This is a genomic window from uncultured Mucilaginibacter sp. (assembly GCF_937859865.1).
In the GTDB taxonomy this organism is placed as follows: Bacteria; Bacteroidota; Bacteroidia; order Sphingobacteriales; family Sphingobacteriaceae; genus Mucilaginibacter_A.
Genome location: NZ_CALMAT010000092.1, coordinates 1 through 12,750, shown reverse-complemented (window position 1 = coordinate 12,750; position 12,750 = coordinate 1). Strand labels below are relative to the sequence as shown.

Genomic DNA, 12,750 nt, shown 5'->3' with positions numbered 1-12,750 from the left:
AATAATAATTTTAATAAGAAACAAATATTAAAATAAAAATACACGCGTGTACGCACATAGCGGTATTTTTGTTTTTTAAACGGCATTTTTCCGATGCTTCTTTTACCATAGAAAATTCATTGATGAACATAGAAACAGAAACAGATTCTAAAAAACATATTGTTATAGCCGGTGCAAGGGTGCACAACCTAAAAAACCTGACCGTTGCCATCCCGAAAAATAAATTGGTGGTGGTTACGGGCATGTCGGGTTCCGGCAAATCTTCCCTGGCCTTTGATACGCTTTATGCCGAAGGCCAGCGCCGATACGTTGAAAGCTTGTCATCCTACGCCCGGCAGTTTATGGGCAGGATGAACAAACCCGATGTGGATTACATCCGCGGTATTGCGCCGGCCATTGCCATCGAGCAAAAAGTAATTACTTCCAATCCGCGTTCTACCGTTGGCACTTCTACCGAAATTTACGATTATTTGAAGTTGCTTTTCTCTCGGATCGGAAAAACCATTTCGCCAAAATCCGGGCAAATCGTTAAAAAAGATACCGTAACCGATGTGGTCAATTTTGCGGCCGCGTTGCCAACCGATACTGCCGTTACCGTTTATTGCCCGCTGCACCCGCACAACAACCGGACGCTAAAAGAAGAACTGGCGGTTTTGCTGCAAAAAGGTTTTCAACGGGTTTTGTTTGAAGAGAAGGTTTCGCGCATTGAACAAATTTTGGAAGATACAACGGTAAAAGATGTAGAGCTAAAAAGCGATCATGCTGTTTTTATCGTGGTAGATCGGGTGATCATCAACACCGAAGAAGAAACGTTGAGCCGACTGGCCGATTCGGTACAAACCGCTTTTTTTGAAGGCCGCGGCGATTGTTACCTTCGGTACAAACCAACAGAAGAAGAGCCGGAAAGAGACCAGTTTTTTTGCGACCGTTTTGAACTGGACGGCATCCGTTTTGAAGAACCTTCGCCCAATTTCTTCAGCTTCAACAATCCGTATGGCGCCTGCAAACGCTGCGAAGGTTATGGCAAAACGATTGGCATTGATGAAGATTTGGTAATTCCGGATAAAAGCAAATCCATTTACGATGGTGCAATTGCACCGTGGCGCAGCGAGAAAATGAAGGAATGGAACGATAAATTGGTTAATTCGGCCATCAAATTTGATTTCCCGATCCATCGTTCTTACTCGCAATTAACCCCGAAACAACAAGTTTTGGTTTGGAGCGGCAATAAATATTTCCGCGGATTGGATGCCTATTTTAAAGAGCTGGAAGAACAAACCTACAAAATCCAGTACCGCGTGATGTTGTCGCGCTACCGTGGAAAAACCACCTGTCCGGATTGTAAAGGCAGCCGCTTGCGGCAGGATGCTTCTTTTGTCAAGGTAAATTTAAAGTCCATCACCGATATTGTTTTGATGCCGATGGATGAAGCGCTGGCTTTCTTCCAGAATATAAAACTGGGTGAGCAGGACGAAAAAATTGCCCGCCGTTTACTGCTCGAAATCATCAACCGTTTGCAGTTTTTAAACGACGTTGGCTTGAGTTACCTCACCTTAAACCGTCTGTCGAACACGCTTTCGGGTGGAGAATCACAGCGCATCAACTTGGCCACTTCTTTGGGCAGCAGTTTGGTTGGTTCAGTTTATGTTTTAGACGAGCCAAGTATTGGTTTGCATCCGCGCGATACGCAACGTTTAATTACCGTTTTAAAATCGCTGCGTGATGTGGGCAATACGGTTTTGGTGGTAGAGCATGAAGAAGAAATTATGCAGGCTGCTGATCACATCATTGATATTGGGCCGGAAGCCGGAACGCACGGCGGCGAATTGGTTTTTACTGGAACGTATCAGGAGATTTTGACCGACGACCACAGTTTGACCGGCAAATATTTAAGCCATCGCGAAGAAATTCCGGTTCCCACACAACGCCGAACTTGGAACGATTTTATCCTGATAAAAGGAGCACGCGAAAACAACCTCAAAAATATTGATGTAAAATTTCCGCTCGGTGTGTTAACGGTGGTTACCGGCGTTTCCGGTTCGGGCAAAACCAGTTTGGTGAAACGGATTTTGTACCCGGCCTTGCAAAAAAGCCTAGGCAATTATTCGGGCGAAAAAACCGGCGGTTACGATGGGATTGAAGGCGACATCACAAAAATCGAACAGGTGGAAATGGTTGATCAAAACCCAATTGGCCGTTCTTCGCGCTCCAATCCGGTTACTTACATCAAAGCTTGGGACGATATTCGGAACCTTTTTGCTGCACAAGCTTCCGCCAAAGCAGCCGGGTTAAAACCTGCCGCATTTTCTTTTAATGTAGAAGGTGGCCGTTGCGATGTTTGCCAGGGCGAAGGCGAAGTAAAGATCGAGATGCAGTTTATGGCCGATATTTTTCTGCCTTGCGAAGCCTGTAGCGGTAAACGTTTTAAACAACACGTTTTGGATGTTACGTACCAGGATAAAAATGTTGCCGAAATTTTGCAGATGACGATTGACGAGGCGCAGGTTTTCTTCGAAAAAGAAACCAAAATCCTCAACAAAATAAAGCCTTTGGTTGAAGTTGGTTTGGGTTATGTGCAATTGGGGCAATCATCGAACACACTTTCGGGTGGAGAAGCGCAACGCATCAAGCTGGCTTCTTTCCTCATCAAAGGAAATAATGCCAGCAAAACGATGTTTATTTTTGATGAACCAACAACCGGGCTTCATTTTCACGACATTAAAAAACTGCTGAAATCTTTTAATGCTTTGCTGGAACAGGGCAATACAATTGTGGTGATCGAACACAATATGGATGTGATTAAATGTGCCGATTGGGTAATTGATATTGGCCCGGAAGGCGGCGACCGTGGCGGCAACTTGGTTTTTGAAGGCGTGCCGGAAAAATTGCTGAAAGAAAAAAAATCGTACACGGCGCAGTTTTTAAAAGAACGGTTAAAAACAGCAAATGCTTGATCATATGTTTATTAATTTGTTGACCTAAAACAAGGTGTTTAAACAACAATTTTTATTTCCTTTGTATAAACAATTTTTAATCCTTAAAAACAGCATTATGGCAACAGCAACAAAATGGGTCTTAGATCCAATGCACTCTGAAGTTACTTTTAAAATTAAACATTTGGTCATTTCTAATGTAACCGGTTTTTTCAAAAAATTTGAAGGCAGTTGTGAAGCTCCTGATGATAATTTTGAAAATGCAGAAATTGATTTCTCTTTGGGTGTGGAAAGCCTTGATACCAATCAGGAACAACGCGACGTGCATTTAAAATCACCTGAGTTTTTTAATGCAGAACAATATCCCAAAATCACTTTCAAGTCAACTTCTTTTATTAAAACAGGCGAAGAGGAGTTTGCCTTAAACGGAAATTTAACCATAAAAGATGTAACCAAACCGGTAACGTTAAAGGTTGAATTTGGCGGTTCTGCAACTGATTTTTACGGAAACCTAAAAGCTGGTTTTGAAGTAACCGGAAAAATCAACCGTAAAGAGTTTGGTTTAACTTGGGATGGTATTACCGAAGCTGGCTCAATTGTGCTTGGAGAAGATGTTAAGCTAATGATCAATGCGCAGTTTGCCAAGCAAGCATAAAAACATTTGTAAAATATAAAATAAAACCGCCTGATTTGGGCGGTTTTTTTATTTTACGGATGCTTCTTTTATCCCCTAAAAATTTATGTTTGTGCTTCCGCTCCCGAATAAACTTTCTGTTTCTTAAAAAAACCTGATTAATTTGCAACATGATTTTTCTGACATTTTTTTTGGGCATCGTCTGCAATTTTATCGGATACATTCCGCCCGGAAACATTAACCTCACACTCGTACAAATCACGATAAACCGTGGTTTAAGGCAGGCGTTGTACTTTATTTCAGCGTTTTCGGTGGTCGAGTTTTTTTTCACGCTGCTGATTATGCATGGCGCAAGTTGGCTCTCGCAACAAATGAAACTAGCCACCATTATTGATTGGGTGATGGTGGTTTTATTCACTGTTCTGGGTTTTGTAACCTGGCATAACCGCAACGAAAAGCCAAGCGAAAAATATTCGAGCAACGACAGTATCCGTTACGGCATTATCCTCGGCATTGTTAACCCGATGCAAATCCCGTTCTGGCTCATCACCGGCACGTATTTAATTACGCATGAGTGGATCGAAGCTTCTGGTTTCGAGCTGGTTATTTTTAGCCTCGGTTCTGCTTTGGGTGCTTTTTCGTGTTTGTACATTTATGCCAGGTCAGCCAATTATATCAAAAGTAAATTTGCCCTCAGCAGTAAAATCATCAATAAAAGTATTGCTATTTTATTTTGGAGTTTTGCCGCTTATCATGTCATCAAACAAATTTACCTGATGTTTTTTAAGCACCATTAAATTAAAAGTTTCGGCATGATGCTTCTTTTACCGGTGTTTTTTTAGTATAAAACTTATTTCAGCATAAGAAATTTCTAAACCTTTTTAATACAAATTGGGTTTAGTTAGCATGAAAAAATTATTAAGCTATTCCTTGATTGTTTTGGCTGCAAGTTTAGCTTCCTGCAGCAATAATAAATCCGGCAGCCAACCGTCAGAAAGTGATGCCAACAAAAACCCGGGCGCCACAACCGGCAACAATGCCGAACATAAAGCAACCGATAATCCCAACGGAAATTCTTCGGTAAAATTAGAACAGGTTTTTGCCGATCCGACTTACCAGTTGACCGGTGTCGCCATTTCGGCAAAAGGCCGGCTTTTTACCAATTATCCTTTGTGGACGCCTTCTATCTATAAGTATGCTTTGGTTGAAGTTTTGCCCAACAATCAGGTAAAACCTTTTCCTGATGCGGCCATGAACAGTTGGAAACCCGGCGAAAGCGGTAAAAACAAATGGGTTTGTGTGCAGGCCGTTTATATTGATGACAACGATGCAATGTGGGTAGTTGATCCGGCCGCGCCAAAGTTGGACAAGGTTTACCAGCAAAGCAACAAGCTGGTCAAGATCAACTTAAATACCAATAAACCGGAACGTACTTACACTTTTGAAGGCGTAACCGACGAGCATAGTTATATTAATGATGTCCGTGTGGATACCAAAAGGCAATACGCTTACATGACCAATTCCGGCACCGGCGGAATTGTAGTGGTTGATTTAAAAACCGGAAAAGCAAGGCAATTGCTGCAAAACCATTATTCGGTTCATTCTGATAAAGATTTTAAATTTATTATTGGTGGCAAAGAATTGATGCAGGAAGGCCAGCCGGTTAAATTTGATTCGGATGGGATTGCTTTAACGCCCGATGGCGATTGGCTGTATTACAAACCGTTGACCGATACCAAACTGTACCGCATCAAAACAGAATTTCTGCGGAACGATACATTGCCTGCACAAAAATTAAAAGGTTATGTAGAAGACCTGGGAAAATTTGCTGTAACCGATGGCATGACGTTCGATAAAAAAGGGAATTTGTATTTGGGCGATCCGCAAAATTCTGCCATTCTTCAAATTTCTCCCGATTTAAAAATGACCACTTTGGTAAAAGATGCACGTTTAATTTGGCCAGACAGTTATTCGGTTTCCAAAGACGGCTATTTGTATGTAAGCTGTTCGCAAATCCAAAAAACGCCAGAGCATAATGCCGGCGTAAACAAACGGACTACACCTTATACCATTTACCGTCTAAAACTACCTTAGGATTTGTTTTTGGCTGAAGAAAAGCAATGCTGTTTTTACCGGTTAAAAATTGGTGTGGTTTCCTGATTGTAAAATTAAATGCCGCTATCGGTGTTGTTAAATTTATGCCGATAAAAACAGTATCATTGATTAGGCTTTGCTAATTTGGCAAAACCGGGGTTTTATTAGAATTGATTTTTATGAGCAAATTTATTATTGATATATACCGGAAAGACCATTGTTTGGAAATTGGTGCCGAAAAAGCAGAAAAGCAACTGCGGCCAACCTACAACTTGTTTTACAAAGAGCAATCCTGCGGTTGTTTGTATTGCAACGAAAACAACGTTTGGATTTACGAGCCGCATGGCCACGAAGCGTTGATTTTAAGTGCCGAAGAAATCCAGCATTTAGGAAAAAATATTTTGGAACAGGATGTGGTTTAATTTTGCTGTTCGATAATTAAAAAGGCTTCTGGGAAATTTCCCGGAAGCCTTTTTATATTAAAGGGAATACTGTTTTTAAGCCAGTTTTTTCTTAAACATTTTTTTGGCCGAAGACAATTCGTTGTTCAAAGCAGCTTCCGAAGTCCTTTTGGCGATGGCATCAAACGCCAAACCTGCTGCAACCGCATAAACGGCATGGTGCAGGCCATCAATAGAAATAGTTTTGGCATCTTCTTCCGTTGCCTGTGGCGCAACTTTTAAGGCTGGCAGCATTACATTTGCTGTCCCCCAGATGGCTGCAAAATGTACCAGCGTTGCTTTCCAGCCTTTTAATCCGGCCAACGAAATCAAACCGCGCGCAACTCCCCACGAAGTGCCGTAGGCCCAATGGATTTGCTGCGAAACTTTTGCCTTTTTTTCTTCACTTTCTGGTTTAATATCCAGCACTTTAGAAGCGGCATCGGCAGGTGCAGAACTTGGTTCGCGGCCATCAATTTTCATTTCGATCATTTGCGAAATGGTGATGGCAGCGGTGCCAACCAAACCGGCCATTACGCCAATGCCAATGGCTGTGCCCAATTCGTTCAAAAAAATTCCGGTTTTATTTTTCATAGTGTCTTTTGTTGATGCTGTATGAACAATAAACCTTTAGGATTGATTGTGGTTGCAAAATTTTAGGGCATAAAAGAAGTATCACATTATTAATGAAAATATTCCACTTTTAACCATTCAATATTTTATAATATTACGCCATGAAAAAAAGGGTTTTGTTTGGCTTATTGATTTTGGCAGGCACTATGCAAAGCTGTATGGTGGTTGGCGGTGTTTTTAGGGCCGGGTTTAAACTGGGCATCTATTCTGTTTTGATTATTTTGGGATTGTTTGTTTGGATAATTTCTAAAAGGCCAAACCGCCGTAACAGAAATTAGTGGTCAAAAAAAGGGTGCTAAAAGAAGTATTTGTTTTGTTTAGGATTTTAATGTTTTAAAAAAAAGAGAAATGTTTAAGCAAGGGTCAAATTATTTGCGGGCATCAGCCTAAACGATTGAAGCAGGAATTTTACAAAAACAATACACAACTGCCCCTGTTAGGCAAATAACTTAAAACTAATCAAATGAAAAAATTGAACCTTTTTATACTGGCATTAACGCTGATGGTGTTAAGCAGTTGTGCTGCCGTTGGCGGAATTTTTAAAGCCGGTGCAGCCGTAGGTATTATAGCCGTAGTTGTTGTAATCCTGGTAATTATCTGGTTGATTTCTCTTTTTAGGGGAAGAAGCAATTAAAACAAAGTTTTGCTGTTATAGCAGTTATCCGGGTTGGAACCAATGTTCCGGCCCGGATTTTTTTTGCAAAAAAGCTTGTAAAAAAGTAAAGCCCCTGATGGGCAGGAGCTTTTACTAACCAATTATAAACCTAAATTATGAGAAGACTTTTTTTATGAAAAAAATTATCTGTTGCTTTTTTTCATAGTGTAAAGATAACACTAAGTTTTATAAATCCTATAAAAAAATATAAAATTTTAAATAATTCAATATTTTTTTAGGTTTTACAAAGTTTATAGAGGCTGATAACATCAAAATAAAAAATTTTAGCATCAGGAATAGAAAATTTTACCAGTTGCTGCTATAGAAATTAATTAAAGCAACATCAAAAGTTATTTTTAAGCACAATCAGCTTTTTTTACCTGGCTTGTTTAAACCTGTTATAAATATTTTCATTATTAAAGTATTTTTTTACTAAAAAGAGAATAGTTTGCTTTGTTTTAATTTCTAAAATAGCATTAAATTGTTTTAAAAACGGCGTTCAACCACTTCTGCATAAATCCGTTTCAAGCGGTAAAGCATTTGTTCCGAAAGTTAATTAAGTTTATTTTAGCATCATTTCTTAGAAAAATCCAAATCAAAACTGCCATTTTAACGTATATGGTATTGCTTCAACCCATTTTATAATGATCATTTTTATTTTCTTTTTGTCCCACTGGTTCTTGTCGTTGTTTTTTCAAACTTTTTTTCTTCACCGTTACGCTTCGCACAAAATGTTTAAGCTTAACCCATTTTGGGAAAAAGCTTTTTACCTGATGACTTACATTTTCCAAGGTTCTTCTTTTTTAAACCCGCGTGCTTATGCCATTTTGCACCGCATGCACCATACTTACAGCGATACGCCAAAAGACCCGCACTCGCCACATTTTGCAAAAGATGTTTTGGGCATGATGATCAAAACCAAAAACATTTATATGGATTACCAAAAACACCGGATCGAGCCGGAACCTGCTTTTCGCGACCGTTACCCAACCTGGGGTTTCGTTGATCGCGTAGGCGATTCCTGGATAAGCCGCATCGGTTTTGGCCTTTTCTACATTGCCTTTTATATTGCTTTTGCCACGCAATGGTGGATGTTTTTGTTGCTGCCGATCCATTTTTTGATGGGTCCGTTGCATGGCGCCATCGTCAACTGGTGCGGCCACAAATACGGCTATTCCAATTTTGACAACCACGACCACAGCAAAAACATGCTGCCTTTGGATTTTTTGATGCTGGGCGAACTTTTCCAAAACAACCATCATAAAAAACCAAACGATGCCAACTTTGCCAAACGCTGGTTTGAGGTTGACCCAACTTATCCGATTATGCGGCTGATGCACCATTTGCACATTATCCGCCTGCGAAAAATCTAACGATAAAAGAAGCATTGGTTAAAAGCTATTCATCTACATTATAACTGATGCTTCGTTTACTCCTGATTTTTCTGTTGTTTTTGGTTTCCCTGCTGGCCGTTTTGCCCGCGCCAACTTACCATTTGTGGATTTTGGCGATTTTAGTTGCCGAGTTTCCGTACGTTTTTATCGTCCTCACCATCATCTTTTATTTGTTTAGAAGCAGGTTGATTGCCTACAAGCGCGCCGGAAATTTTCTGGCTTTTATCACATTGATGCTGTTTTTATCACCTGTTTTTCGGGCTTACGCTGTAGCCGCAAAACTTCCGGAAGAATTAAAATCGAGTTTAGGCAATGAAGAAGCCAATCTGAAACAGCCTCACCTTAAAAAACCATATTCGTTCTTTTCCATGTTTTCGGGGATTGATGAAAAGGCAATTATGCCGCAAACTTTTACTTATCAAAAATATCCGGATGTTAATTTGCAACTGGATTTTTATCCCGCAAAAACAGCAGGGAAAAAGCCTTGCGTTATCGTTATCCACGGCGGTTCCTGGAGTGGCGGCGACCGCAAGCAACTGCCCGAACTGAACAGTTATCTGGCGCGCCGGGGTTATCAGGTTGCTTCGATGGAATATCGTTTGGCACCGCAATACCAAAATCCGCAGCCGGTAGCAGATGTAAAAAGCGCCATTGATTATCTAAAATCCAACGCAGAAAAACTACAAATTGATACCAATAATTTTGTTTTGCTGGGAAGATCGGCCGGGGCACAAATTGCTTTGTTGGCTGCTTACACTTTAAAAGATATAAATATCAAAGGCGTAATTGATTTTTATGGCCCGGCAGATATGGTCTTCGGATATTTTGTTCCGTCCAATCCATTGGTTTTGGATTCACACAAAGTGATGGAAGATTATCTGGGCGGAACTTATAAGCAGGTCCCAAAGAATTATGCGGCAAGTTCGCCCATTTTATTTGCTTCAGCACGATCGGTTCCAACTTTGCTGATCCATGGAAAAAATGATGTGCTGGTTTCTTATCAGCATAGTGTCCGCCTCAATGCAAAACTAAACCAACTTGGCGTAAAACATTATTTTTTAAGTTTGCCTTGGGCAACGCATGGTTGCGATTATAACCTAAACGGCCCGAGCGGACAATTGGCCACTTATACTGTGGAACGCTTTTTAAACGTTGTTACCCCGTCCAAATAAACCAAAACCTTAAATTGCCATTAACGTATTTTGTGTTTACTGCTAAAATTAAAAATTACAATCATGATCAGAAAATATACTTGGATGCTTCTTTTACCGGCATTTTTTTCGGTTGCATCTTTTAAACCAGTTCCTGCTGTTAAAACTTTTCCGGTTTCAAAAGCTGCCCCAACGGATAAAATTGTTTTTATGGAGAACGATTGGAACGCGGCCGTAAAAAAAGCATCGGCACAAAAAAAATGGATTTTTGTTGATTGCTACGCCATTTGGTGCGGCCCGTGTAAAATGCTGAAAATTCGGACTTTTACCAATAAAAAAGTGGCCGATTTTTTCAACAAAAACTTCATTAACGTTTCGATTGATATGGAAGCTGGGCAAGGCCCAATGCTGGCGCAACAATGGAAAATCCAGGCTTATCCAACGCTTATTATTTTTGATGAAAACGCCAAACCTGTACTCGGGACGATGGGTTTTATGGCACCCGATGATTTGATGCGTTTTGCAGAAGAAGCATTGAAGAAAAAGTAAGGCATACTTCTTTTATCAGGTAAAAATTGGCGTTGCTGTAACCTTAATCTCAAATTGGTGTTGCTGCTGGTATGGACAACAAGCAACAAAAAAAGGCTTTTCTTTTTGATATGGACGGCACAATGGTGGACAACATGGCGTACCATGGACAAGCCTGGTTTGATATTTTAAACAACGATCTCGGTGCCGGTTTAAGCAAAGATGAAGTTAAAAAAGAAATGTATGGCAAAAATCCGGAAGTTTTAGAGCGCGTTTTTGGAAAAGGCAAATTCAGTCCGGAAGAAATGGACGAATACGCCATGAAAAAGGAAAAAGATTACCAGGAACGTTTCCGGCCGCATTTAAAACTGATTGCCGGTTTAGACGATTTTCTGAAAAAGGCTGACGAACAACAAATTTTGCTGGCCATTGCATCGGCAGCAATCCCCTTTAATATTGATTTTGTGGTGGATAATTTGTACATCCGTCATTTTTTCAAAGCAATCATCAGTGCCGATGATGTGGACAAAAGCAAGCCTCATCCCGAAACATTTTTAAAAGCCGCCGCAGCTTTAGGCGTAAAACCCGAAGATTGTATCGTTTTTGAAGATGCGCCCAAAGGCGTGGAAGCCGCCAAAAATGCAGGTATGAAATGCGTTGCGTTAACTACGGCGCATGAAGAAGAGGATTTTAAAGAACACGATAATGTGTTGTTTTTTATTATGGATTATAGGAATTCCAAAGTGTTGGAATTGTTGAAGTAAATTTTAAATTAAATGCTGACAAGTTTGTTATCAAAAATAATAGAACGTATGTTTATAGAAAAAGAGTAATTAATAGCTATGGATATTTATAAGGCACTATCAGTACTGGGAGCATTAGCATGGTTGCCTCCAGTTATTAGTTACTTCATAAAATTATACATGAAACCAAAATTAACTTTAATTGTACATCCTCAGATTGAAATAGGATATACATATAATGGTTCAATACTTAACTATGATCTTGCTATATCTGCCGAAAATAAGGAGTGTTTAGTTACAAATATCCAAACAATTATTGAAGGTCCAAACAGAGAAGAACACAGACTAGATTGGCAATGGTTCGAAGAAAAATTGTATGAAATTGATTATAATAACGAGATAGGTAGCACACCAGTTAGAAAGAAACAAAATGCAATAGCTATCAAAATATTAAAAGAATACCTTGTCGAGAAAAGAGTTGGTTTTCATGAAGCTTCTTTTAAAGAAAAGTATCAGGAAGCAATCGACGCTACAAATCAGAAATTTGAATTAATCATAAGAAATAGTCAAGATCCAGAATCGGTTAAGTTAACAACCGAGTATGACAAATTCAAAAACCTATTAGAAAGTTCTTTGATTTGGAAAGAAGGAAATTATAAAGCAAAAGTTTTGGTAAAGGCTTTAAACGTAAAAGAGACTTTTAATACAGAATTTCATTTCCGTTTAAGTACAAACGATGTAAAGAAATTACAGTCAAATACAGATTTTGCAATAAAAGTTTTGGAACAAGCATATATTCCTAAAGAAGGATTTAATGTATTTTGGAATTGGATAAATCCAAATATCAATTTAGCAAAATAAATAATATTATTAAGATTTTTAGAAGCCGCAGCATCTCAAATTGCTACGGCTTTATCATTTTAACCCAATATTTCTTTTACCACCAAAAAATTACTTATAAGCTACTTCGCTCCAACGCAGTTCATTCCGCAGTTGCCTTAACTTAGTGTCAGCATCAATCGTAATACATTCTATACCGGCAATATCCGCAAAATCCTGCAAGGTTTCCGGCTTTAAATTCTGACTGAAACAAGTATGGTGCGCGCCACCAGCATAAATCCACGCGGCACAACCGGTTTTCATATCTGGCAGCGGTTTCCACAATACGCGTGCTACCGGCAGTTTTGGTAAATCATGTTCTATTTCTACGGCTTCAACGGTGTTAACCAATAAACGGAAACGGTTGCCCATATCAATAATGGAAGCATTTAAAGCTGCACCGCCACCGGCGTTAAATACCAAACGAACAGGATCAGCTTTGCCGCCAATGCCCAAAGGATGAACTTCGCAAGTTGGTTTGCCGGTGGCCAGCGAAGGGTCAACCTCCAGCATGTGCGAACCCAAAACCATTGGATTGGCGGGATCAAGATGGTACGTATAATCTTCCATAAACGCGTTGCCGCCTTGCAAGCCGCTGCCCATCACTTTCATCGCGCGCACCAAAGCGGCCGTTTTCCAATCGCCTTCTCCCGCAAAACCGTAGCC

Annotated in this window: 13 protein-coding genes and 1 pseudogene; 12 read left to right on the top strand and 2 right to left on the bottom strand. The window is 39.9% G+C overall.

Translation table 11 applies throughout. From position 1 onward, the window contains the following. Positions 1 to 122 precede the first annotated feature (122 nt). From uvrA to Q0192_RS09530, 5 genes are all read left to right on the top strand, one after another. Positions 123 to 2,954 (top strand): excinuclease ABC subunit UvrA, encoded by a 2,832-nt coding sequence (uvrA, locus tag Q0192_RS09550; protein WP_299289253.1) that lies wholly within the window; start codon positions 123 to 125, stop codon positions 2,952 to 2,954. A 97-nt stretch (positions 2,955 to 3,051) separates the two neighbouring features. Further along, complete coding sequence (locus tag Q0192_RS09545) at positions 3,052 to 3,588, top strand: YceI family protein (protein WP_299289252.1); 537 nt, start codon at positions 3,052 to 3,054, stop codon at positions 3,586 to 3,588. Positions 3,589 to 3,737: 149 nt separating this feature from the next. Beyond that, a complete protein-coding gene (locus Q0192_RS09540) occupies positions 3,738 to 4,364 on the top strand; it encodes a LysE family transporter (RefSeq protein ID WP_299289251.1) in 627 nt (208 codons plus the stop codon). A gap of 109 nt (positions 4,365 to 4,473) precedes the next feature. Further along, positions 4,474 to 5,661 (top strand): L-dopachrome tautomerase-related protein, encoded by a 1,188-nt coding sequence (locus tag Q0192_RS09535; RefSeq protein WP_299289250.1) that lies wholly within the window; start codon positions 4,474 to 4,476, stop codon positions 5,659 to 5,661. 179 nt (positions 5,662 to 5,840) lie between these two features. Further along, positions 5,841 to 6,083, top strand: coding sequence for a hypothetical protein (locus Q0192_RS09530; protein ID WP_299289249.1), 243 nt, complete (start codon positions 5,841 to 5,843; stop codon positions 6,081 to 6,083). Between the two features lie 75 nt (positions 6,084 to 6,158). On the opposite strand, the gene Q0192_RS09525 is transcribed toward Q0192_RS09530, so the two are convergent. Then, positions 6,159 to 6,695 carry a hypothetical protein gene (locus Q0192_RS09525; RefSeq protein WP_299289248.1) on the bottom strand — a complete coding sequence of 179 codons (537 nt, stop codon included), beginning with the start codon at positions 6,693 to 6,695 and terminating at the stop codon, positions 6,159 to 6,161. Between the two features lie 140 nt (positions 6,696 to 6,835). On the opposite strand from Q0192_RS09525, the gene Q0192_RS09520 reads away from it, so the two are divergent. The 7 genes from Q0192_RS09520 (at position 6,836) to Q0192_RS09490 (ending at position 12,066) form a co-directional block, all read left to right on the top strand. Then, the gene (locus Q0192_RS09520) at positions 6,836 to 7,012 is read left to right on the top strand and encodes a hypothetical protein (RefSeq protein WP_299289247.1); all 177 of its coding nucleotides are present in this window, start codon (positions 6,836 to 6,838) and stop codon (positions 7,010 to 7,012) included. 185 nt (positions 7,013 to 7,197) lie between these two features. Next, positions 7,198 to 7,368: a hypothetical protein gene (locus Q0192_RS09515; protein ID WP_299289246.1), complete on the top strand. Its 171-nt coding sequence runs from the start codon at positions 7,198 to 7,200 to the stop codon at positions 7,366 to 7,368. A 665-nt stretch (positions 7,369 to 8,033) separates the two neighbouring features. After that, the gene (locus Q0192_RS09510; RefSeq protein WP_299289245.1) at positions 8,034 to 8,762 is read left to right on the top strand and encodes an acyl-CoA desaturase; all 729 of its coding nucleotides are present in this window, start codon (positions 8,034 to 8,036) and stop codon (positions 8,760 to 8,762) included. A 47-nt stretch (positions 8,763 to 8,809) separates the two neighbouring features. Further along, entirely contained in the window at positions 8,810 to 9,955 is a 1,146-nt protein-coding gene (locus tag Q0192_RS09505) for an alpha/beta hydrolase (RefSeq protein WP_299289244.1), read from the top strand. A gap of 63 nt (positions 9,956 to 10,018) precedes the next feature. Next, positions 10,019 to 10,483 carry a thioredoxin family protein gene (locus Q0192_RS09500; RefSeq protein ID WP_299289243.1) on the top strand — a complete coding sequence of 155 codons (465 nt, stop codon included), beginning with the start codon at positions 10,019 to 10,021 and terminating at the stop codon, positions 10,481 to 10,483. Between the two features lie 71 nt (positions 10,484 to 10,554). Continuing rightward, positions 10,555 to 11,226 (top strand): HAD family phosphatase, encoded by a 672-nt coding sequence (locus Q0192_RS09495; RefSeq protein ID WP_299289242.1) that lies wholly within the window; start codon positions 10,555 to 10,557, stop codon positions 11,224 to 11,226. Between the two features lie 78 nt (positions 11,227 to 11,304). Then, positions 11,305 to 12,066, top strand: coding sequence for a hypothetical protein (locus tag Q0192_RS09490; RefSeq protein ID WP_299289241.1), 762 nt, complete (start codon positions 11,305 to 11,307; stop codon positions 12,064 to 12,066). A gap of 90 nt (positions 12,067 to 12,156) precedes the next feature. Here Q0192_RS09490 and Q0192_RS09485 read toward each other — a convergent pair. Next, positions 12,157 to 12,750 (bottom strand): annotated as a pseudogene (locus Q0192_RS09485) (L-arabinose isomerase); the annotation flags it as partial.

What these genes read in the sequence shown, in the direction of transcription:
- Q0192_RS09510 (WP_299289245.1), top strand. Translation starts at nt 8,034, where the DNA reads ATGATCATTTTTATTTTCTTTTTGTCCCACTGGTTCTTGTCGTTGTTT.
- Q0192_RS09530 (WP_299289249.1), top strand. Translation starts at nt 5,841, where the DNA reads ATGAGCAAATTTATTATTGATATATACCGGAAAGACCATTGTTTGGAA.
- Q0192_RS09545 (WP_299289252.1), top strand. Translation starts at nt 3,052, where the DNA reads ATGGCAACAGCAACAAAATGGGTCTTAGATCCAATGCACTCTGAAGTT.
- Q0192_RS09540 (WP_299289251.1), top strand. Translation starts at nt 3,738, where the DNA reads ATGATTTTTCTGACATTTTTTTTGGGCATCGTCTGCAATTTTATCGGA.
- Q0192_RS09535 (WP_299289250.1), top strand. Translation starts at nt 4,474, where the DNA reads ATGAAAAAATTATTAAGCTATTCCTTGATTGTTTTGGCTGCAAGTTTA.
- Q0192_RS09525 (WP_299289248.1), bottom strand. Translation starts at nt 6,695, where the DNA reads ATGAAAAATAAAACCGGAATTTTTTTGAACGAATTGGGCACAGCCATT.
- uvrA (WP_299289253.1), top strand. Translation starts at nt 123, where the DNA reads ATGAACATAGAAACAGAAACAGATTCTAAAAAACATATTGTTATAGCC.
- Q0192_RS09500 (WP_299289243.1), top strand. Translation starts at nt 10,019, where the DNA reads ATGATCAGAAAATATACTTGGATGCTTCTTTTACCGGCATTTTTTTCG.
- Q0192_RS09520 (WP_299289247.1), top strand. Translation starts at nt 6,836, where the DNA reads ATGAAAAAAAGGGTTTTGTTTGGCTTATTGATTTTGGCAGGCACTATG.
- Q0192_RS09490 (WP_299289241.1), top strand. Translation starts at nt 11,305, where the DNA reads ATGGATATTTATAAGGCACTATCAGTACTGGGAGCATTAGCATGGTTG.
- Q0192_RS09495 (WP_299289242.1), top strand. Translation starts at nt 10,555, where the DNA reads ATGGACAACAAGCAACAAAAAAAGGCTTTTCTTTTTGATATGGACGGC.
- Q0192_RS09505 (WP_299289244.1), top strand. Translation starts at nt 8,810, where the DNA reads ATGCTTCGTTTACTCCTGATTTTTCTGTTGTTTTTGGTTTCCCTGCTG.
- Q0192_RS09515 (WP_299289246.1), top strand. Translation starts at nt 7,198, where the DNA reads ATGAAAAAATTGAACCTTTTTATACTGGCATTAACGCTGATGGTGTTA.